The sequence below is a fragment of the Dyella acidiphila genome, from assembly GCF_014863405.1.
In the GTDB taxonomy this organism is placed as follows: Bacteria; Pseudomonadota; Gammaproteobacteria; order Xanthomonadales; family Rhodanobacteraceae; genus Dyella_B; species Dyella_B acidiphila.
Genome location: NZ_JACZZA010000001.1, coordinates 799352 through 820112, shown reverse-complemented (window position 1 = coordinate 820112; position 20761 = coordinate 799352). Strand labels below are relative to the sequence as shown.

Below are 20761 nucleotides of genomic sequence, written 5' to 3'. Positions count from 1 at the left end.
GGATCCGGCTCTCTCACGAACCCTCACCGTCGTCCCAGCGAAAGCTGGGATCCAGTGACTCAAGGCGGGGAAGGCGCTGGATCCCAGCTTTCGCTGGGATGACGAGCAAGCGGCAAGCGGCAAGCAATAACCAGATCAAGCGGAGTTCCAGGCAATGGCAACGGCAACACTGAGCGAATCCAATTCATCGGCTCCGAGCGTTGGCGGCCCCTTGCTTGGCGACGCCGAGTTCCAGTTCATGCGCGATTTCGTCTACCAGCACTGCGGCATTTCGCTGGGCGAACAGAAACGGCAGCTGGTGCAGGGGCGCCTGCTGCGTCGCCTGCGCGCCCTGGGCCTGCGGGATTTCGCCGCCTATTGCGAACTGCTGCGGCGCGAGCCGGAGGGTGAGCTGGGCGAGCTGGCCAGCGTGATCAGCACCAATGTCACCTCGTTCTTTCGCGAGATGCATCACTACGATCTGCTGATCAACGAGCTGCTGCCGCGCTGGCTGGAAGAGAAAAAACATGGCGGCCGCCTGCGCATCTGGTCGGCCGGCTGCTCCACTGGCGAAGAGCCGTACGCACTGGCGATGGTGCTGGCCGAAGCGTTGGAGCGCACGAAAAGCACGGTCGATGCGCGCATCCTCGCCACCGATCTGTCGCCGCAGGCGCTGGAAACCGCGCGTGCCGGCACTTATCCGCTGGAACGCATGGGCGGGGTGAGCGAGGCGCGGCGCAACCGCTGGTTCCTGCGCGGCGAAGGTTCGTATGAAGGCTGGGCCTGCGTGCATCCGCGCCTGCGCGAGCTGGTCACCATCCAGCCTTTGAACTTGTTGCATGAGTGGCCAATGCGCGGTCCGTTCGACGCGATTTTCTGCCGCAACGTGGTGATCTATTTCGACAAGCCGACCAAGCAGCGTTTGTTCGAACGCTATGCCGGCCTGGTCGAGCAGGGAGGCTATCTATTTCTGGGGCATTCCGAATCGATGTACGGCCTTAGCGATTCGTTCGAACTGGTCGGCCGTACCGTCTATCGGAAGCGTGCGTCATGACCGCACTTGTTACTGGCGTAGCCGTTGCGCCCAACTCAGCGGCTGCCGTATTGCCCGGCTTCGAGCACATGCGCCGGTTCTGGGATCCCACCCATGCCTGCATGACGGTGAAAGTGCTGCCGGGCGAGTATTACGTGAGTTCGCAGGAAGAAATGGTCTCCACCGTGCTGGGCTCGTGCGTGTCGGCCTGCATCCGCGACAACGAGCGGCGCCTGGGCGGCATGAACCACTTCATGCTGCCCGAGCCGATGAGCGGCGAGCGCAACGACTGGTCGGCCGCCATCGGCCGCGCCGCGCGCTACGGCAGCGATGCGATGGAACAGTTGATCAACGCGATTCTGAAGGCCGGCGGCCGGCGCGATGCGCTGACCGTGAAGATCTTCGGCGGCGGCCGCGTACTGGCGCAGATGACCGACGTGGGCAAGCGCAATATCGCCTTCGTGAAGCGCTACCTGGAAACCGAAGGCCTGCCGCTGGTGGCCGAGGACGTGGGCGACATCTATCCGCGCCAGCTGCAGTTCTTCCCGGCCAGCGGCCGCGTGCGCGTGCGCCAGCTGCGCAGCCAGCGCGACGCCGAACTGGCGGCCAACGAGCAGCGGTATCTCAAGCAGTTGGCGAATGATCCGATAAAGGGAGAGGTGGAGCTGTTCTGACACAGCCCATCTTGAGGTCAGGAGCGAAACATGAGTGGCGAGGGCGCGATGCGCGCATGTCATTACAGGGGGCCTGCGATGCAACGTCCGCGGCCCTCGCTGCTCATCCTTCGCTCTTGATTGAACACTTGAAGTATTGAACGAGAAGGCGGCAATGGACAAAGTTCGCGTATTGGTAGTCGATGACTCTGCCCTGGTGCGGAAGCTGTTGTCGGCCATGCTCGATTCCGATCCCGGCATCGAGGTGGTCGGCGTGGCGGCCGATCCGCTGATCGCGCGCGACAAGATCAAGCAGCTCAATCCCGACGTGCTCACGCTCGACGTGGAAATGCCGCGCATGGACGGCCTCACCTTCCTCGAAAACCTCATGCGCCTGCGGCCGATGCCGGTGGTGATGGTGTCCTCGCTGACCGAGCGCGGTGCGGAAGTGACGCTGCGTGCACTGGAAATCGGTGCCGTGGATTTCTTCACCAAGCCGTCCAGCGACCTGGCCAACTGCTTTGCCGAAAGCGCGCAGGAAATCTGCCAGAAAGTGAAGATGGCCGCGCGCACGCGTCCGCGTCCGTACACCACCGTGCAGAAGCTGGATGTGCCGCCGCGCCTCACCGCCGATGCGGTGTTGCCGCGTTCGCAGTCGGCCGGTACGCGCGGCAGCCAGCGCATCATTGCGGTGGGCGCGTCCACCGGCGGTACCGAAGCGATTCGTGTGCTGCTGGAATCGATGCCGCCGGATGCGCCGCCGATCGTGATTACCCAGCATATTCCGGCAGCTTTCAGCGGTCCGTTCGCGGCACGCATGAACAACTGCTCGGCGATGCGCGTATGCGAAGCGCGCGACGGCCAGCCGATCCAGCCCGGCCATGCGTATATCGCGCCGGGTGGCGAACACCTGCTGCTGATGTGGGACGGCGCCAAGCATGTCTGCCGCCTGCACGACGGCCCGCAAGTGAACCGCCACAAGCCCAGCGTGGATGTGCTGTTCCGCTCTACCGCGGCCAGCATCGGCGCCGCTGCGATCGGCGTCCTGCTGACCGGCATGGGCGACGACGGCGCCCGCGGCCTGCTGGAACTGCGCGAATGCGGCGCACCCACCGTGGTGCAGGACGAAGCCAGCTCAGTGGTGTGGGGCATGCCGGGCGCGGCCTGGAAGCTCGGCGCCGCCGACGAAAAACTCCCGCTGGAACAGATTGCCGAGCGCTTGCTGGTGCTGGCGCAACAACCCATCGTCAGCGCACGTCGCGCTGCCTCCTGACGTATCGGAACATCTTATGTCCGTGAATATTCCCAATCTCATCGCTCGGCCGCTTGCGGCACCGCGTCCCCTGGTCGGCATCGGCGCCAGCGCAGTAGCGCTGGTGCTGTGCCTGGCCTGGAATCCGGTGTGGATGGCGCCGGTACTGGTCACCCTGCTGTGCGCGGTGTGGATCTTCGAATGCCGCAAGCTGGCCACGCCGGCGATCGTGGTGGAGGCCGCGGCCGAGCCCGACACCGCACCGGTGCGCGAAGCACTGGAAGATGTGCGCGGCGCCCTGGTCGACGAACTCGGCCACGCCTCGCGCGAACTGCACCAGGCGCTGGACCTGCTGCGCGATGCGGTGAACGAACTCGGCGGCGGCTTCGACGGCCTGTCGCAGAAGACCGGCATGCAGCAGTCGCTGCTCAAGCAGATCATCACCTCCGAAGACGGCGGCGTGTCGGTGCAGGATTTCGCCGCGCGCACCAGCGACTTGCTGGATCACTTCGTCGGCCTGATCGTGCAGCTTTCGCGCGAAAGCCTGCGCATCGTCTATCGCATCGACGGCATGTCCAAGGAAATGGACGCGGTGTTCGCGCTGCTGAAGAACGTCAACACCATCGCCGAAGAAACCAACCTGCTGGCGCTGAACGCCGCGATCGAAGCGGCGCGTGCCGGCGAGGCGGGTCGCGGCTTTGCGGTGGTGGCGGGCGAAATCCGCAACCTGGCCAGCCATTCCAATCAGTTCAACGAGCAGATCGGCAGCCACGTGGAGCGCGCCCGCATTGCGATGGAGCAGGTGCGTGGCCTGATCGGCGAACTGGCTTCGCAGGATCTGAACGTGGCGCTGTCGGCCAAGGGCGGCATCGATGCGATGCTGGCGCATGTAACCGAGAGCGACGCGCGCACCAATGCGGTGGCCGACCAGGTGGTGCAGATCAACCGCGGCCTGGGCAACGACGTATCCACCACCATCCGCTCGCTGCAGTTCGAGGACATCCTCAGCCAGCTGCTCAACCAGACGCGCTCGCGCCTGGTGGAACTGCAGGGCGTGGTGGCCGAAACCACCAACGACATCCAGACGCTGGCCTGCGAGCCGGCCGACGCCCAGCTGCTGCGCCAGCATTCCGAGCGCGTGCGCGAGCGCCTGGCCATGCAGCGCGAAAAAGCACGTATCCGCTCGCGCGGCCCGGCCCTGCAGAACAGCATGGATGCCGGCGAAATCGAACTGTTCTAACGGAGTGAAGCCATGAGCCTGAATGTTCAGCACGATATCGAACAGGACTGCCTCACCTTGCAGTTCGGCAACCATTTCGATTTCAGCGTGCACCGCCAGTTCCACGACGCCTGTCTGGGCAAGACCCGCTCGCGCAGCTACGTGATCGACCTGGAAGAAGTGGAAAGCATGGACAGTTCCGCGCTGGGCATGCTGTTGCTGCTGCGCGAGCACGCCGGCGGCGACCACGCGGAAATCCGCATCGTCAATGCCACTACGGCACTGCGCGGTACGCTGCGCGTCGCAGGCTTCGACAAACTGTTCACCCTGCACTGACCCCGCAAAAACAAGGGCTCCGCAGGTTGGGTTAGCGCAGCGTAACCCAACGTTCTCGGCGGAATGGTTGGGCTACCCCGGATCCAATCCGAGGTAACCCAACCTGCTCAAGCACCAAGTGACACGTGTCCACGCATCACATGCAAAGTGCCTGAGACCTCAAATCCCATGTCGAGGTCTCCGTACTTGCCTTGGTGTGCGATGAGCTGCCGGTGCACGGGGTTTCCATGCGTCGGCGCCGGCAGCCTTACGTTCACGGGGCGATAGTCATGTCGTCTATGCCTTCGACCAGCGGTCCTTGGGACGAGTCAATCCCCGACGTGATTACGCGACGGTTGCCGGTTACCGGATCAACCGCAAAAGCGAGCGCGTTGTTGAACTGGCCGCCGGTCAGGTCGGCAACCGCGATCAAGCCGTTGGGCATCCAGCTCATCGCATTGGTGCCGAAGCCGGGCCGTCCTTGCTGTTGATCGCCGAAGTCGCTGATGACCGTGCGGCGCCCGGTGGCGGGGTCGATCTCCACGAGGAAGCCCCCAGGAGTCGGTCGCACCAGCGATACCGTTGCGAATATTTTTCCCGATGGACTTACCAGAACATCGGAGAGGTATCTCCAATATTGATCAGAGGTGGCTGGATAAGGGACCCAGCCCTGGGCGGGATTGTCGAACGTACTTAAAGCCGTGCGCGCACCGGTATTGAGGTCCACCTTGTACAGCACGGCCGGGCGCAGGCCGACTTCGGCGCTGCCGGATCCCGAGTCCGTCACCAATACGGTGTTATCCGACAGATACGTCATGTGAAACAGGGAAAAGGGCACGGGACTCGTGCCATCCCCAAAATCGACGATGATCTTGCGTTGCCCCGCGGCATCGACGGAAAAGATCGCACCACTTTCTTCCGTGCCCGCGCTAGGGTCCAGTACCAGGATGCGCGCTTGAAGTGGTGCACCCGCCTTGGCTGGCAGCACCAGCAGTTCCTTGCCGCCGAAATCTCCGCCCACCGGACCTTGGGCCGGATCGTTGAAGTCACTGAGCCGGGTCCTGATTCCCGTCGATGGATCCATGACATCGAGAGTGCTGGACATGGTGGCCAGCAGGGGAGTCTTGGAGTCGAGTACATCGGCGTCCAGCCACGCTATCGTCTGGTAACCCTCGCTCACTGGCCCCTGGCTGCTGTTGCCGAAGTCGGTGATGGTCCGGCGCTCGCCGGTAACAGGGTTCACATCGAGAACAGCCCCTCGATGCGCCGTGCCGCCGAGGCTGTCCGTAATAAACAGGTGGCCGAGGGTCGGCGATGTTGCATAGGCAGAGCCTGCAAGACCGAGCATAAGCAGCACGGTGGAAATCTTTCGCTTCATGTCGTTGAAATCCTTTTTTGTGGACGGGAGTGAATTGCGCTTTGATCGTGCAAAAGACGAGCGACTTGAGATCGAATACAGGTATGTAGCGCGACCCGGTCGTGCATGGCCGTTTGCAAGCGAGCTTGTGTGCAAGTGCCCTTGTTCTGCCTGCTGGCGAAATCAAATGACCTCGTTCTCCTGCTGGATGGCAATGTATGGATGGCACGAACCGCCGTGCGCGGATCCTGGAAGAATGTTGAAAAGGTGAGATGATTCGTTTGGCCGTCTGAACGGCAGTGGTTTTGGGATAAGCGGCGCCAACGAAACCGCGCGTGGCACGGACTCGTTGATGGATGGATCTCGGTCGGCAGTCGCGCAGCCCCTGGCGGGGACTGGCTGCGGCTATCAGTGATTCTTCCAGGACGCCCGAAACATCGGCCTGTTGATCACCGACGCCTTAAGGCGTGCAGCCTCGGACGATATTGCCGAGTGCGCTGAGCCTGCTGCGGATGCCAGTGCCGGGATCGGCCTCGTGCACGATGCCTCCCGTCCAGCCGGCTTTGGAATCTGCTGCGAATATCGTGTTGTCGGATCGATCGCCCATGTGTGCAGGCACGGTGGCTCATGGGCTTGTGCCATCGGCCCACGCTTCGATTGCCTTGCAGCTGCCTGTGGCATGGATGGTTGCGGCCAAAGCCATGCCATCGTGCCTGTTGCTTGCGCGCCAGGAGGCGACCGGATGCTGGCCATGGCCATGCCTCCGGCAGATGCTGCGCATCTAACGCGAGGTTGCCGGGATCGCTCAGCTCCATGCCGCGCCCATTGACGGGATCCAGCAGATTCAGCGCGCCCAGGCCGCGCATGCCGGCAGTGGTTCCGCCTATCAGCAGGGATAACGTCAAGCCCAGCGTCTCTGCCGGCAGCCAGCTGATGCTGAGTTGGGCAGCGCTGATCGGAGCCTGGTCGACGTCGTCAAACGCCGTGACCGGCGGGTGTTCATCGATGGCCGGATTGACGTCGAGCACACCTGGGCGGCCTGCATCGGCATCCGGCATCGGCACATGGCCATTCTTCGGCGTGGCGGCGCAGGCGGAGCCCGCCATGCATAGTGCCAACAGGATTGCGGAGATCTTTCGCTTCATGTTGTTCCATTCTTCTGCTTATGAAAAGGAATTCGCTGCTGTCCGCAGCAGCAGGAGGCGGGAGCCGGGATGACGAAGAGGGTCAACCGCGCGCTGCGCACATGAAGAGGCGTGTGGAAACTTGAAGTGCACGTATCCATGTGCTGCGTGCCAGCGGGGCCGGGCGTGTCCGTTCTCTTGCTGCGCGGCAATGTATGGATCGTGCGAAAGCGGCTTGCAAATCCTGAGAGGACTTTGAATAAAGTTATTCGATTGTTTGGACTGCAAGCCTGGTGCGGCCTACAGGCATGTAGGCGCAGGGATCGAATTGGCCGCAATGTAATGGCAAGGCTTGTAGGTCAGCTTGAAGTGACCGATGCGGGAAGTGCGGCTACCCAGCTGGAATGAACGCGAGCGCTGCGTCGATCAGATCTCTGTCGGCAGGGTTGGCGCCGCTGCGCGATGCATCAGGCGATCCAGGGATTCACCGGCAAGGACACGTGATTGCGCTGCACCTGGCGCAGCGGCTGCTCGTCCACCAGCAGGCAGGTCACGCGCACGCCCTTGGCCGTGGTGCGTTCGTGCAGCAGGCCGCCAAACAATTGCGCATGATTGCGCAGGGCTTCCAGATCCAGGCCGTAGGCGCCCAGTTTCGACGCCAGGAACTGGCGTTCGCCGACGTCGTACACCGCATCGTTGATATGCGAGGTCTCGACGCTGCCTTCCACGCACAGCATGGCCCAGCGCACCTGCCGGGTAGTGCCTTCGCGCAGGTGCAGGCGCACGCTGGAGCAGATCATCTGCGTATTGACGTAAGCCACCGATTCGCAGGCGAGCCGGTAGATGGCGGTATGCAGGTTGGGGGTGAGCTGGTGCAGGTTGTAGCCCTTGATCTCGCAACGGTAGGCGACGCCCGCGCCCGCCAGCACGCGCGCGATGGTTTCGCGCAACGCGGCGGGCAGGCCGCGTTCGCGCCAGGCCGAGGGATGCATGCTGTCGGCCAGACCGTTGACCTGGCTGCGCGTGGAGCTGGCCTGGCGGTAGTAGCGCTGCGCTTCGTTGGCCGGCATCTGATGGCGAAAACGCGCCAGCAATTGATGATGCGAAAGATTCAAAGCGCTGCCCATCAGCTCCAGCGCCTGCGCCGTCTTGCGCAGCCGTGCTTCGTTCAGTTGCATGCTCTGGCGCGCCAGCAGGATCGCCTGCCGCGCTTCGCGGCGCTCGCGATCCTTCTGCTGCTGTTGCGATGAGATGCGCGCACCGAGTGCAAACAGGCCGGTGAGGCACAGGGCGATGAAGCCCTCCACCTGCAGCACCGTGGGCGTGGGCTCGGAATCGATCAGTTCGGCGATAAACAGCAGGCACGGCGTGCCGGCCACGGCCACTGCGCGCCAGTCCTGCTTCACCAGCAGCCAGACCATCGGAATGAAGATGACCATCAGTGCGATATGCCGCACATCGTTGTGATTGTTGCGGCTGAGCAGGAACAGGCACAGTGCCGTGCTGGCCAGCAGGATCAGCGTGTCGATGGCGAACAATGGCCGCACCGCGCTGCGCAGGCGTTGCTGCAGCGGCTGCCTGGACATCCAGGCAGCGCGCGCCATCACCGGCCAGGGCAACACGGCCAGCATGCCCACGTATTGCCCGATAAAGACGGTAAGCACCAGGACCAGCGACATCGGATAGGTATCCTTGCTGTCCTTGACGGTGGTCATGGCGATGCAATTCATCAGCGTCCACGTTGCCGCTACGCCGGCAGCCGCGACGAACAAGGCCATGAAGTTGATCTGGCGCCGATTCGGAAACAGGTTCAGTCGTTCGCGGCACCACCAGATCACGGGCATGGCCGTGATGGAGCCGGGAATCATGTCCAGCAGCACCCAGCGGATGCCGAACTGGGCGCCGCATTCGATCACGTTCTGTGTCAGGCAGAACACATCGCAGGCGACCACGGTCGGCCAATAGCGATAGGGCAGCACCAGCAGGGACGAAAGCCGCAGGCCTGCATACAGCGACATATGTCCGTCGGAGAATGGATAGAACGCCGTGCGCACCAGCATGTAGCCGACAATCACTGCCAGATGCCTGGTCCAATTGCGACGCAGCTCGTTCATCCCCGTTGCCCCTGTATGCCCCGTTGCCGAGGCCCCCTGCGCGCCATCATGCAGGGAATGCCTGCCCTTGGCGATATCCGCTTGTCACCCATAAAAAAGCCGGCGGCATTGGCATGCCGCCGGCAGGTTCACACACGCACGTAAAACGCGGTTACCAGGCGCGTACGTCGACCACGCTGAGGGAGTAGCTCTGCATGTCCGACTGGTAGTGGAGCAGGCGGCCCAGGTCGAAATCGACCGACTGGCCGGGGCTGAGATTGGTGGTGCCGCCGGGCCAGCCGACCTTGGAGGCCAGCACGTTGCCGGTGCCGTCCTTCGCGTCCAGGCGAACCTGCGCCGCAGCCGCGGTGGTGCAGTTGTTCACCAGCTTGCCCTTCACGCTCAGGCGGGTGGCCATGCCGCTGCCGACAGCGGAGACCTTCACGTCCTGGATGGCGAAGTCGGTGGATGCGCAGGCATGGGCGGCGATGGGGGCGACCAGCAGCAGGGTCGCGGCAATGATGGATTTCATATGTCAGTCCTTAGGCTGGAGTGCCACGTAGTGCGGCTCGGAAGACATATCGGCGGTCGCGGGAGGAACTTTAGGGTTGCGGGATCAACTTTCTTGGTCGTTTTCAGCAGGAACCGGGCTCGCGGCAAGCTCGGACGACCCCACGCCGGCCCTCCCATGCGAACGGGGGAGGGGGCGGATCAGGCGGCCATAAAAAATCCCCCGGGTTGCCCCGGGGGATGGGGTGACGCGCGAAAGCGTCGTACCAGCTTAGAAGCGGTATTCCACCGAAGCCGAGTACGCAGCGATGTTGGCGCGGCTGTGGCCGACGCCCACGTAGTTCACGCTGGTGTCGTTGCCGGACTGCAGGCGGTAGTCGTCATAGTTCAGCGCCAGGCTGACGTTCTTGGTGACGTCATAGCCAACGCCCAGGCCGGCGTACAGGCCGCCGTTCCAGGTCTTGTAGCGGCTGTCGATGCCGCCGCTGGTGGAGGCCAGCTCGGTGCGCGAGCGCATATAGCCGGCGTGCGCAGTGAGGAACCAGTTCTGGTAGACGTTGTACTTGGCGTTCACGCCGACGGTGGCGGCCTGCGGCTTGGCCGAGAACGAGCCGTTGCTGCCGACGCTGTCCTTGGGACGACCCAGGTACACGTAGCCGATTTCCGGACCGATGATGCCGTTCCAGCGCCAACCGAAGCGCACGTTCTGGAACACGCTGTTCTTGTGGTCGAAATCGCTGCGCAGGTCGGTCTTGCCGAGGTTGCCGTCAACGAAGAAATTGTCCTGCCAGTTCGGATTGACGTTGGCGCCGTACAGCGGGGCGCTGGTGGCGTCGTCGGCGTGGCTCAGGACGGGAGAAAGGGCGAGCGCGGCCACAGCGGCCGAGAGGGCTAGCTTATTCATGGAGGACTCCATCTCTTTGTTATTGACCGTCACGGCGAGACAAGGGGGATGACGCCATGACGGATCGCGCGGGGTACGCGATGTAACAAGATTGTAACATCTCGCCTTACCCAAACCTTTACGTAAGCTTCTACGAGGGTGCTGGTGTTCAGCTTTAAACGTTGCGACCAAGCTGAAGATTCAGAACGAAAAGCCGGCGACCGCCATGGCTTGGCGAAGTTCGACAAGGACGAATTCGAAAGGGGAAAACCATTCAGTCTGTGACCTCTGGCAGGGGGCCGTAGCCGCCATGGCTGGCTAGCATCGAACACTTATGCCGTGTTCACCTTCGTGACGATGGCAAGTACCAGGAGACTCCTTTGAAACGCCATCCCCTTGCCGCCGCCATCCTCGCCACTACGGTGGGATGCATCGCTTTCGCCGCCCATGCCGACGATGTGCCCGCCCCGCAGAACGTGCCGTACACGGCCGGTGCGCTGACCATCGACGTCGATGCCACCGACCTGGCCCATCGCATCTTCCGCGTGCACGAAGTAGTGCCGGCGGCGCCCGGCCCGCTCACCCTGCTTTATCCGCAGTGGCTTCCCGGCAACCATTCGCCCAGCGGCCCGATCGACAAGTTCGCCGGCCTGATCGTGAAGGCCAACGGCAAGGTCGTGCCGTGGACGCGCGACGAGTACAACGTGTACGCCTTCCACCTGGATGTGCCGCAGGGCGCCAGCTCGGTGGAAGTGGAGTTCCAGTATCTGTCGCCGCAGGACACCCGCCAGGGCCGCGTGGTGATGACGCCGGAAATGCTCAACCTGCAATGGAACACCGTCACCGTGTATCCGGCCGGCTACTACGCACGGCAGATCCAGGCCAACGCCAGCGTGAAGCTGCCGGCCGGCTGGCAGTTCGGCTCGGCGCTGGAAGTGGCCTCGCAGGACGGCGACACCACGCACTTCAAGTCGATCAACTATGACGACCTGGTCGACTCGCCGATCTACGCCGGCAAGTACTTCAAGCGCGTGGATCTCGATCCGGGCGCGAGCACGCCGGTGCACATGGACATCGTGGCGGACGATCCGAAGTTCCTGGCGATCACGCCGGAGCAGGTGAAGATCCACCAGTCGCTGATCCAGCAGATGTACAAGCTGTACGGCGCGCACCACTACAACCACTACGACTTCCTGTTCTCGCTCAGCGACAAGATGAGCGGCAATGGCCTGGAACATCACCGCTCCAGCGAAGACGGCACGCCCACCGGCTACTTCACCGAATGGGACAAGAGCTGGGTGATGCGCGACCTGCTCTCGCACGAGTTCAACCATTCCTGGGATGGCAAGTATCGCCGCGGCGCCGATCTGGCCACGCCGAACTTCAACGTCACCATGGGCGATTCGTTGCTGTGGGTGTACGAAGGCCAGACCCAGTTCTGGGGCCAGGTGATGGCCGCGCGTTCGGGCCTGTGGACCAGCGAGCAGTACAAGGAAATGATCGCCGCCGTGGCGGCCAACTATGATCGCGGCCGTCCTGGCCTGGCCACCTGGCGCAATGTGCAGGACACCACCAACGATCCGACCATTGCCCAGCGCCGCCCGCTGCCGTATCGCAACTACCAGTCGAGCGAAGATTATTATTCGGCCGGCGAGATGATCTGGCTGGATGTGGACGGCAAGCTGCGCGACCTCACCGGCAACAAGAAGAGCATCGACGACTTCGGCAAGGCGTTCTTCGGCGTGAATCCGGGCGCATGGGATGTCGATCCCTACACCTTCGAAGACGTGGTCAAGACGCTCAACGACCTCGCACCGTACGACTGGGCCAGCTATCTGCGCACGCGTCTTGATGGTCACGGCGGCCTGATCGGCGGTATCGCCGCGCACGGCTGGAAGCTGATCTACACCGACAAGCCGTCCGATGCGATCAAGGCAGCCGAAGCCTTCCGCCACACCGCCGACCTCACCTATTCGCTCGGCCTGTCGATCGGCAAGGAAGGCGCAATCGGCGACGTGCTGTGGGACGGCCCGGCCTTCAATGCCGGCATCGCTCCGGGCATGACCATCGTTGCGGTCAACGGCCACGCCTACGATCCGGATGCGATCAAGGACGCAGTCACCGCCGCCAAGGGCAGCAGCCAGCCGGTGGAACTGCTGGTGAAGGACTTCGACCAGTACAAGACCATCCGCATCGACTATCACGAAGGCCTGAAGTATCCGCACCTGGAACGCGATTCCAGCAAGCCCGATACCCTGGCACAGCTGATCAAGGCTCGCTAAGCACACCCGAACCACACCCTCCCCTGCGTGCAGGGGAGGGCTGGGGTGGGGTTGCATCGCACGCGCAGTACTTCTTCGCGTCACCGCGCGTCTTTGCGCGGCAGGGGCCGCCGTTAGGCGTCTTCTCCCAACTCCGCTATACTCGCGGCTCGCCGCTGGCCCCTCGGATCGCCCACGCCAGTGCGCATCACACCACGCGCCCGTAGCTCAGCCGGATAGAGTAGTGGCTTCCGAAGCCATTGGTCGGGGGTTCGAATCCCTCCGGGCGCGCCATTTTCCTGTATCGGTCCAACGCACAGCGGTGCGTTCAGCGGTGAATTGGCCGCATCTTTTCATCAGAAATCCAGGTGCCCATTCCTGGTGGCTGATGCATCGCATACTCGCGCAATGGCTGTGTCGTGATAAGGCCGCCAGAAGTGGTGCGCCTGGTCACACGCAAACCAATCCTTCGCGCGCCGAGTACGCCCGGCTCGCAAAGCATCGAAGCGCCCCTTGGCGAAATGTTTCCGCTGCCCGGTGCAGCGTAACGCTGGCTTCTGGCCGAAGCACAGGCGGCGTATTCGAATTGGCATCCAGAAATCCCAAAAAATTGGTCTCACATGAAGACGAGTCGTTGGGATTTAATTCGAGGGCGACATCCAGTGCATGCTTGGGGCGATCAATCGATGGTGGCCGCACATGCAGGCCAGTGCTGAGGCGGGTGCAGCGTCGTATCAAAAGAACATGACCCTGTATTGGTCGGGTAGCCACAAGGGGATGGCAAATAACTATGCGGAACTCGCGCTCTATTACGCTCTATCTCGCGGTGGCCTTCGGGTTCGCATGGGCATTCTGGCTGCTGGCGTGGCTGGCCAGTAAAAAGCTGATCTCGCTGCCCTTGGTGCCGATGCTGTTTATCGGCTCGTTCGGCCCATTGATCGGCGCGGCGGTGACGACCCACCGCGAGGGCGGCTTTCAACGAATGGCGGGGTTTTTCCGGCGCGCTCTTGATCCCCGGATGGGATGGAGCGTCTTCCTGGTCTCATTCTTCTTGATGCCGATACTTGCGATTGTGGTCGAGCTGACGCATGCGCAGCTCACGGGCAAGGCGCCGCATTTCACCATGACGCTGGCTGACTTTCCGCTCAGTTATTTATTTCTGTTCGTACTGGGTGGGACGCTGGCGGAAGAGTATGGATGGACGCTGTTGTCCGATGAGCTCGACGTGGTGCTGCCACTTAAATCCGCTACCGCGGTGCTCGGCGCTATTTGGGCGCTGTGGCATCTGCCGCTGTTCTTTATCGTGACCAAGGGCGCCATACAAGGGTATACACCCTTCTACATCTTCTTCATTGTCACAGTCGCCATGCGCTTTCTTTTTGCCTGGGCCTACCACCGAGGCGATCGAAGCATTTTGTCCAATATGCTTTTCCACACCGCGTCGAACATCGCGTACAGCCTGGTGGCGATTGCTCCTGCGCCGGGCGATCTCTCGACTGGCCGCTTGTGGATGTTCACGCTTCTTACCGTGATTTCGGCTGTCGTCACCTGGGCGGTGGCGCCGCCGCGTACTGCAAGCCAAACCCTGGCGGCGGCATAAAATGCATTCCGCTCGGTTATGAGCGTGGCCGATTCCCGGCATTGAAGAGCGCATGCATGCCAGGTTGTCCCGCCAGCCGAGGTGGAGCACATTCCTCTGAGCAGGCTGTCATGGGCCCGCGCTCAGCTTGATCTGGCCTGCCCGGCACACGTTGCCGGGCGCAGCGGAATCCGTGGCGTCTACGCAATCCTATCTATACCCGTCTGGCTGGCCTTCGTTCTCCCGATATAGGCTGCCGCCTGCAGCCGTGTCGATTTATCTATCCGTCGTTCGTTGCATAGATGGAAGCGTGCGCGGCCAAGGTGGACGTCACGCGAGACCGAAAAGAGCACGCGCTGCGTGGGTGGCTCCGCTCGGGATACCTCAACTTGATAGGGAATGACTTGCCATGAACAACCCCGTCCGAACCGCCTTGCGGCCGTTTGCCGCCAGCGCGATGGTTCTCCTGCTTGGCATGTACGGCACCGCGTCCCGTGCGGCGGATACGTCCGCGCCGCCGGCAACAGCTGCCACGGCGACACCGCCTGCCGGCGCGTACCGCATCGATAAATCGCATGCGAGCCTGCTGCTTCGCGTCAGCCATATGGGGTTCTCGACGTACACCACGCGGTTCAGCCGCTTCGATGCGACGTTGAGCTTCGATCCCACCAATATCCCCGCCTCCAAGCTGGTGGCCATCATTGAAACGGCTTCGCTGGAAATGGATGCGGCGCCGAAGATGTGCACGGATATCGTGAGAGGGCCTCAGCTGCTCGATGCAGCGAAATTCCCCAAGATCGTCTTTCGCTCCGACAGTATTCGGATGACCGGCGACAAGACCTTCGAAATCTCCGGTAAGTTGGATCTGCATGGTGTCACTCGTCCGTTGACGCTGACCGCTACCTACAACGGCGGCTATCCGGGCATGCCCAATATGGACCCGCATGCGCGGATCGGATTTTCCGCGCATGGCAGCTTCAAGCGCTCGGATTTCGGCATGGGATTCGGGGTGCCCGCACCGGGCACGACGATGGGCGTGGGCGACTTGATTGACGTGACCATCGAGGCTGAATTCACCGGGCCGGCGCTGCCGAACGCTGCCGCCAAGCCGCACTGACGTCGACCCTAATCCAAGGGTGCCCGGCAAATTGATCTGCGTGGGCCGGTTGCCGCGAAAGACTCGCGGCAACCGCGGTGCGTCATCTCGTTGCTGCATAGCGATTTTTTCACCTGGCATGGCACGCCTTGGCGCGTTGCCCTTCCATGCAAAGTCTGGCGTACAGGCTTACGCGACAGCGCGTCCCCTGTCTGCCGCCTCCGCCTCGTGCAGATACGTCGTGAAGCCGTCCTTCGACGCTGGCATGGCGTGCAGCAGCATGACCGCACTGATCTGCCCGCGATGGCCCACGCCGTGGGTAATCACGTGCAGAAGCATTTCCTCGCGCGACATGCAGCCCGGAGCGCCGTCGGTGAAAGCGAAAGGGATGCGCTCGCTCAGTTGATCGCGATCGAGTGCGGCGACGTAATCGAGGTATTCCCGATCGCTGGCACTGATATCGGCCGATAACTGTTCCAGCGTCGGCAGTTCGCTTGCATTGGCCGATGGGTAGGCGTGGGCGGTGCGCCGCAGATGCGCGGCGAAGATCCGGTCGACGATATAGCTGTGGCTCAGGGCCTTGATGGCCAGTCCCGTGATCTGGGATTCCGCACCAAGCTTGGCCAGTGCCGTCAGTACCTGGTCGTTCGCCCAGGCTTTGTAACGAAACAATCGCTGCCATGTGTCGTGCATATCTCGCCTCCTGAAGCATTGCGCTTCGCCGGGTGTTGTGCCGGTATTGCCGTCAAGTACAGAATATGAGCGATGATTCGCTTTTCATACTCGCATTGATGGCGCGCGGAAATGGCCCGCAAATCGCTCACAAAACCCAGGAAAATGGCCTCCCAGAAGCGCTCGCGTGCCACCGTCGACGCCCTGGTGGAAGCGACTGCTCGCATTTTGGTGAAGGAAGGCTTCGACAAGGCGAGCACCAACCGCATCGCGGAGGCGGCGGGGGTGAGCGTGGGTTCTCTTTACCAGTACTTCCCCACCAAGGAGTCGCTGGTGGCGGCGGTGATCGAGCGTCATCAGCAAGAGATCATGCAAACGGTGCGAGGCGAGCTGACGGGAATTTTGGCGCAGCCAGTAGAGCAGGCGATACGCATGCTGGTCACGGTCGCGATCAAGGCGCATCGAGTCGATCCGAAGCTGCATCGTGTGGTGGCGGAACAAATTCCACGCGTGGGCGAGCTGGAGAAGCTGGCAACGTTCAATCGCGAGAACTACACCCTGTTCATGGCGTATCTGGCGCAGCACCGGGATGAGCTGCGCGTGGAGGACCTGGAGCTCGCTTCGTTTGTATGCGTGACCACCATCGAGGCCTTGACCCACAACGCGGTACTTCATCATTCCAAAATGATGTCGGACGAAAAGATGCGGGCGCTGGTCGACGAAGCGTCGCGCCTGATCATTGGTTATCTGAAGGGCTAGCTCACCCTCGACGTTGCGCTACGTCCACCGCGCGGTGGTGTTTTCGGTAGCGCAAGAAAAAGATGATTGTCACTTGATCGTCATTTCGTCCGCATAACCTTGCGGCCGTCCCCAGCCAGAACACCAGCACGCGTCGCATGCGCACGACGCGCGCTTGTGTGCGCCACGGTTTAAACGAATCCAAGCACAACGCTGCCTCGCGATGACGAGTCGTGGCGGCTTGGCAGCGGAGAACTGTCGGCACTGGCCATCCCCTTATCTTGCGACTGGAGCAGATCGATGGTTTTTTGTGTTGAGCCGCGTAGAGCGGCTGGCGAGTGCCGTAGCCATGACGTCGTTGCGAAGACGCGTTCCCACCACGCTGCGCTGCGCATGAGCTTGCTGGCCATGAGCCTGCTGGCTGCCTCGGCGGCGATGGCCGACGATACGTCGCCCGCTCAGGGCGGCAATGCTGCTGCAGCGCCCAGCCCGCAAGACGCCAACAGCCAGAACAACTCCAAGCTGCTCGAAGGCATCACCGTATCGGCCAAGGACAGCACCCGTTCGGCGATCTCGCTGAGCGGCTCGGAGATCCAGAAGATCCTGCCCGGCACGAGTCCGCTGCAGGCGATCAAGACGTTGCCCGGCGTGCTTTATCTCACCGCCGATCCGTGGGGCAACAACGAGCAGAATGCATCCCTGTTCGTGCACGGCTTCAACGGCCAGCAGCTGGGCTACACCATGGACGGCGTGCCGCTGGGCGACCAGCAGTACGGCAACTACAACGGCCTGACTCCGCAGCGCGCGATCATCAGCGAAGATGTCAGCAGTGTCACCTTGTTCTCGGGTGCGGGCGACCTGGCCACGGCATCTACCTCCAACCTCGGCGGCAGCATCGCCACCTTCTCCAGCGATCCGGAGAAGACCATCGGCGGCCGCTTCGCGCAGACCATCGGCAGCTACGGCACCACCCGCACCTATGCGCGCTTCGATACCGGCCGTTTCGACGGTGACAATGCGGCCTATGTGTCGGTGATGCACCAGGACCAGCGCGCCTGGGATTTCAACGGCCACCAGGGCGGCACCCAGCTCGACGGCAAGTTCATGCATCACGATGAGCACGGCACGTTTACCTTCTTTGCCGACTACTCGGACAAGGCGGAGCCGAATGAGGACGCCATCTATCACGGCACGGCCGCGGGCCAGGGCCAGATGCCGTATACGCGCGCCTTCATGTATCCGGATTTCCAGCAGGCGCTGAAGTATCTCGGCGCCAACGGCGCGCCGCCGGCGTCGGACGGCAACAACTATCGCAATTACTACAGCGATGCGCAGCGCACCGACTATCTCACTTACGCCAAGTACGAGTGGAACATCAACGACCAGCTGACCTGGTCCAACCAGGTGTATTTCCACCATGACGAAGGCGCCGGCGTGGTCGCCGGTCCGATCCAGGTGGCCGGCCTGCCGGCGCTGTTCGCGGTGTACTTCCCGAACCAGAATCTCAAGCAGGTGTTCGGCGGGTCGGGCTATGCGATCCGCACGACCGAATACGACATCAATCGTCGCGGCTGGCTGTCGGCACTGAACTGGGACACCGGCACCAACGAGCTGAGCGTGGGCGTGTGGTGGGAACACAATCGGCTCTCGCAGGATCGCCGCTGGTATCCGCTCGATGTGAACGATCCGGGTGCCGCCACGCCGTATTCGCGGCCCAGCGATCCGCTGATCACCCAGTACGAGGACGGCGCGCGCAGCGACGTGATCCAGCCCTACGTTTCCGACCTGTGGCATGTCACTTCCGACATCACCTTGCAGGCCGGCTTCAAGTCCAGCTTCCAGTATGCGGACGGCTGGTATCCGGTGCAGCCACTACCCAAGTCCACGGTAGGCGTCACCCAATATCCCAACGGCAGCATCAACAGCCACAAGGCGTTCCTGCCGCAGCTGGGCGCCACCTGGGACCTTACGCCGAACGACGAGCTGTTCTTCAATGCGCAGCAGAACATGCGCCAGTTCGCCACCGCCAACAACCTGTCGCCGTGGAGCATGGGCAGCCAGCAGGCGTTCGACATTTTCAAGCAGACGGTGCAGCCGGAAACGGCATGGGTGTATGAGCTGGGCCTGCGTTCACAGCACGATCTGGATGCCGGTCCGTTCACCGCCATCGACGGCCAGGTCAGCGCTTACCATGTCAATTTCTCCAACCGCCTGCTGCAGATCAGCCCGACTCCGGTGATTTCCTCCATCGTCGGCGGCGCCACCATCATCCAGAACGTGGGCGATGTGACCACCAACGGTGCGGATTTTGCCGCCACGCTGCATATGGGCGAGCACTTCAGCATTTACGACGCGCTGTCCTACAACAACTCCAAGTACGACGATAACTACCTGAGCGGCTCCACCGTCGTGCCCACCAGCGGCAAGAAAGTGCCGGGCAGCCCGGAATGGATGAATACCGTCATCCTCAGTGCGAACTATGGGCGCTACTCCGGTCAGCTGATCGGCGCGAGCGTGGGCAAGGTCTATGCGACCTACACCGATGACCTGTCGATGCCCGGTTACTTCCTGATGAGCGCACAGCTCAGCTACGCACTGCCGTTGGACCAGGTATTCCACGACGCCAAGCTCAGTCTCAACGTCACCAACCTAGCCAACCGCAAGGGCGATTACGAAGTGGTGGTGGGCGCCGCCTCCGGCACCTACAACAGTTATCCGATCCCGCCGCGGCAGTGGTTCCTCACCTTCTCGACGAAGTTCTGATGACTTGCTTTAATCGCAGCACAGGCGGGGCGCACACGCCGCCCCGCCGTCGTCCATCCACACGGAGCCCAGGCATGCGGCACGTCATCCTGATGATCGCGGCCGTATCGGCGATACCTGTCATGACCATTCACGCTACCGAACAGCCGCTGGCGCCGAAGGTGCTGGTGATCGGCCATCGCGGTGCCAGCGCATTGCGGCCCGAACACACCCTGGCCTCGTATGGCAAAGCCATTGCGGACGGCGCGGATTTCATCGAGCCCGACCTGGTGATGACCAAGGACGGTGTGATGGTGGCCCGTCACGAGAACGAGATCGGCGGCACTACCGATGTAGCCAGTCACCCCGAATTCGCCGCGCGCAAGACCACCAAGGTGGTGGATGGCCACGCGGTCACCGGCTGGTTTACCGAAGACTTCACGCTGGCCGAGCTGAAGACGCTGCGCGCCCGCGAACGCCTGCCGCAGCTGCGCAGCACGCAATACGACGGCGAATTCCAGATTCCCACCCTGGACGAGATCATCGACTTCGTCGCGGCGGAATCGGCGGTGGTGGGGCGGCCGGTCGGCATCATTCCGGAGATCAAGCACGGCAGCTACTTCCAGAAGCTGGGCCTGCCGATGGAAGACAAGTTGCTCGCCGTGCTGGCCGCGCATAGCTACACCCGCACGGCGCCGGTGGAAATCCAGTCCTTCGAAATCGCCAATCTCAAATACCTGCGCAGCAAGCTCGGTGCGAAGCATGGCGATGCGCATGCCAATATCCGCCTGCTGCAATTGCTTGGCGATGCGCACGAGCAGCCGTATGACGTAAGCGTTGCCGGCGGCAAGCTCGACTACGCACAGATGATGACGCCGGATGGGCTGCGCGCCATCGCCGCCTATGCCGATGCGATCGGTCCCAATGTACGCGCCATCATTCCGTTGCAGGCCGATGGCGCGCTGGGCAAGCCATCGGCGCTGGTGCACGATGCGCATCAGGCCGGGCTGGAGCTGCATCCTTATACGTTCCGCCCGGAAAATTATTTCCTGGCCAAGAATTTCTGGCAGGGCAGTGATCCGCACCGCTTCAACCAGGCCGGTTCGGTGGCGGAAATCAGCGCGTATCTGGATGCCGGTATCGACGCGTTCTTTACCGACGATCCGGCACTCGGGCGCGAAGCGGTGGATCGGCGGCGCTGAGCTGAAGCACATGTATGTCGCGTCGATCCGGCGGCATATCGGCAAGAAAAAGC

The 20761-nt window shown here is 62.4% G+C and carries 17 protein-coding genes and 1 tRNA gene; 12 read left to right on the top strand and 6 right to left on the bottom strand.

Features of this window, described 5'->3' with window-relative positions; translation table 11 throughout:
* The first annotated feature begins 154 nt into the window (after positions 1-154).
* The 5 genes from IGX34_RS03720 to IGX34_RS03700 all read left to right on the top strand — a co-directional run bounded on the left by IGX34_RS03720 (position 155) and on the right by IGX34_RS03700 (position 4472).
* Entirely contained in the window at positions 155-1033 is an 879-nt protein-coding gene (locus tag IGX34_RS03720; RefSeq protein WP_192554301.1) for a CheR family methyltransferase, read from the top strand.
* Positions 1030-1686, top strand: coding sequence for a chemoreceptor glutamine deamidase CheD (gene cheD / locus IGX34_RS03715; RefSeq protein ID WP_192554300.1), 657 nt, complete (start codon positions 1030-1032; stop codon positions 1684-1686). The genes IGX34_RS03720 and cheD overlap by 4 nt, the downstream gene beginning before the upstream one ends.
* A 154-nt stretch (positions 1687-1840) precedes the next feature.
* On the top strand, positions 1841-2938 hold the full coding sequence (locus IGX34_RS03710) for a protein-glutamate methylesterase/protein-glutamine glutaminase (protein WP_192554299.1): 1098 nt from the start codon (positions 1841-1843) through the stop codon (positions 2936-2938).
* 16 nt (positions 2939-2954) lie between these two features.
* Positions 2955-4157, top strand: a complete 1203-nt coding sequence (locus IGX34_RS03705) for a methyl-accepting chemotaxis protein (protein ID WP_192554298.1) — start codon at positions 2955-2957, stop codon at positions 4155-4157.
* A gap of 12 nt (positions 4158-4169) precedes the next feature.
* Complete coding sequence (locus tag IGX34_RS03700) at positions 4170-4472, top strand: STAS domain-containing protein (protein ID WP_192554297.1); 303 nt, start codon at positions 4170-4172, stop codon at positions 4470-4472.
* Between the two features lie 253 nt (positions 4473-4725).
* On the opposite strand, the gene IGX34_RS03695 is transcribed toward IGX34_RS03700, so the two are convergent.
* From IGX34_RS03695 to IGX34_RS03675, 5 genes are all read right to left on the bottom strand, one after another.
* Positions 4726-5829 carry a hypothetical protein gene (locus tag IGX34_RS03695; RefSeq protein ID WP_192554296.1) on the bottom strand — a complete coding sequence of 368 codons (1104 nt, stop codon included), beginning with the start codon at positions 5827-5829 and terminating at the stop codon, positions 4726-4728.
* 428 nt (positions 5830-6257) lie between these two features.
* Entirely contained in the window at positions 6258-6953 is a 696-nt protein-coding gene (locus tag IGX34_RS03690; RefSeq protein ID WP_192554295.1) for a hypothetical protein, read from the bottom strand.
* A 446-nt stretch (positions 6954-7399) separates the two neighbouring features.
* Entirely contained in the window at positions 7400-9046 is a 1647-nt protein-coding gene (locus tag IGX34_RS03685) for an MASE1 domain-containing protein (RefSeq protein WP_192554294.1), read from the bottom strand.
* Between the two features lie 151 nt (positions 9047-9197).
* On the bottom strand, positions 9198-9557 hold the full coding sequence (locus tag IGX34_RS03680; RefSeq protein WP_192554293.1) for a hypothetical protein: 360 nt from the start codon (positions 9555-9557) through the stop codon (positions 9198-9200).
* Between the two features lie 249 nt (positions 9558-9806).
* A complete protein-coding gene (locus IGX34_RS03675) occupies positions 9807-10439 on the bottom strand; it encodes an outer membrane protein (protein WP_192554292.1) in 633 nt (210 codons plus the stop codon).
* Between the two features lie 359 nt (positions 10440-10798).
* On the opposite strand from IGX34_RS03675, the gene IGX34_RS03670 reads away from it, so the two are divergent.
* From IGX34_RS03670 to IGX34_RS03655, 4 genes are all read left to right on the top strand, one after another.
* A complete protein-coding gene (locus IGX34_RS03670) occupies positions 10799-12700 on the top strand; it encodes a M61 family metallopeptidase (protein WP_192554291.1) in 1902 nt (633 codons plus the stop codon).
* 196 nt (positions 12701-12896) lie between these two features.
* Positions 12897-12973: transfer RNA gene (locus IGX34_RS03665), tRNA-Arg, on the top strand.
* 496 nt (positions 12974-13469) lie between these two features.
* Positions 13470-14279: a CPBP family glutamic-type intramembrane protease gene (locus IGX34_RS03660; RefSeq protein WP_192554290.1), complete on the top strand. Its 810-nt coding sequence runs from the start codon at positions 13470-13472 to the stop codon at positions 14277-14279.
* A 388-nt stretch (positions 14280-14667) separates the two neighbouring features.
* Complete coding sequence (locus tag IGX34_RS03655) at positions 14668-15375, top strand: YceI family protein (protein ID WP_225737162.1); 708 nt, start codon at positions 14668-14670, stop codon at positions 15373-15375.
* 168 nt (positions 15376-15543) lie between these two features.
* Here IGX34_RS03655 and IGX34_RS03650 read toward each other — a convergent pair whose 3' ends face one another.
* Positions 15544-16047, bottom strand: a complete 504-nt coding sequence (locus IGX34_RS03650; protein ID WP_192554289.1) for a DinB family protein — start codon at positions 16045-16047, stop codon at positions 15544-15546.
* 111 nt (positions 16048-16158) lie between these two features.
* On the opposite strand from IGX34_RS03650, the gene IGX34_RS03645 reads away from it, so the two are divergent.
* The 3 genes from IGX34_RS03645 to IGX34_RS03635 all read left to right on the top strand — a co-directional run bounded on the left by IGX34_RS03645 (position 16159) and on the right by IGX34_RS03635 (position 20708).
* Entirely contained in the window at positions 16159-16785 is a 627-nt protein-coding gene (locus IGX34_RS03645) for a TetR/AcrR family transcriptional regulator (protein WP_192554288.1), read from the top strand.
* Positions 16786-17157: 372 nt separating this feature from the next.
* The gene (locus IGX34_RS03640; protein WP_192554287.1) at positions 17158-19527 is read left to right on the top strand and encodes a TonB-dependent receptor; all 2370 of its coding nucleotides are present in this window, start codon (positions 17158-17160) and stop codon (positions 19525-19527) included.
* 122 nt (positions 19528-19649) lie between these two features.
* On the top strand, positions 19650-20708 hold the full coding sequence (locus tag IGX34_RS03635) for a glycerophosphodiester phosphodiesterase (protein ID WP_225737217.1): 1059 nt from the start codon (positions 19650-19652) through the stop codon (positions 20706-20708).
* The last annotated feature ends 53 nt before the right edge of the window (positions 20709-20761 follow it).

What these genes read in the sequence shown, in the direction of transcription:
- IGX34_RS03640 (WP_192554287.1), top strand. Translation starts at nt 17,158, where the DNA reads ATGAGCTTGCTGGCCATGAGCCTGCTGGCTGCCTCGGCGGCGATGGCC.
- IGX34_RS03680 (WP_192554293.1), bottom strand. Translation starts at nt 9,557, where the DNA reads ATGAAATCCATCATTGCCGCGACCCTGCTGCTGGTCGCCCCCATCGCC.
- IGX34_RS03645 (WP_192554288.1), top strand. Translation starts at nt 16,159, where the DNA reads ATGGCCCGCAAATCGCTCACAAAACCCAGGAAAATGGCCTCCCAGAAG.
- IGX34_RS03660 (WP_192554290.1), top strand. Translation starts at nt 13,470, where the DNA reads ATGCGGAACTCGCGCTCTATTACGCTCTATCTCGCGGTGGCCTTCGGG.
- IGX34_RS03710 (WP_192554299.1), top strand. Translation starts at nt 1,841, where the DNA reads ATGGACAAAGTTCGCGTATTGGTAGTCGATGACTCTGCCCTGGTGCGG.
- IGX34_RS03650 (WP_192554289.1), bottom strand. Translation starts at nt 16,047, where the DNA reads ATGCACGACACATGGCAGCGATTGTTTCGTTACAAAGCCTGGGCGAAC.
- IGX34_RS03700 (WP_192554297.1), top strand. Translation starts at nt 4,170, where the DNA reads ATGAGCCTGAATGTTCAGCACGATATCGAACAGGACTGCCTCACCTTG.
- IGX34_RS03685 (WP_192554294.1), bottom strand. Translation starts at nt 9,046, where the DNA reads ATGAACGAGCTGCGTCGCAATTGGACCAGGCATCTGGCAGTGATTGTC.
- IGX34_RS03635 (WP_225737217.1), top strand. Translation starts at nt 19,650, where the DNA reads ATGACCATTCACGCTACCGAACAGCCGCTGGCGCCGAAGGTGCTGGTG.
- IGX34_RS03705 (WP_192554298.1), top strand. Translation starts at nt 2,955, where the DNA reads ATGTCCGTGAATATTCCCAATCTCATCGCTCGGCCGCTTGCGGCACCG.
- IGX34_RS03695 (WP_192554296.1), bottom strand. Translation starts at nt 5,829, where the DNA reads ATGAAGCGAAAGATTTCCACCGTGCTGCTTATGCTCGGTCTTGCAGGC.
- IGX34_RS03720 (WP_192554301.1), top strand. Translation starts at nt 155, where the DNA reads ATGGCAACGGCAACACTGAGCGAATCCAATTCATCGGCTCCGAGCGTT.
- IGX34_RS03690 (WP_192554295.1), bottom strand. Translation starts at nt 6,953, where the DNA reads ATGAAGCGAAAGATCTCCGCAATCCTGTTGGCACTATGCATGGCGGGC.
- IGX34_RS03675 (WP_192554292.1), bottom strand. Translation starts at nt 10,439, where the DNA reads ATGAATAAGCTAGCCCTCTCGGCCGCTGTGGCCGCGCTCGCCCTTTCT.
- IGX34_RS03655 (WP_225737162.1), top strand. Translation starts at nt 14,668, where the DNA reads ATGAACAACCCCGTCCGAACCGCCTTGCGGCCGTTTGCCGCCAGCGCG.
- cheD (WP_192554300.1), top strand. Translation starts at nt 1,030, where the DNA reads ATGACCGCACTTGTTACTGGCGTAGCCGTTGCGCCCAACTCAGCGGCT.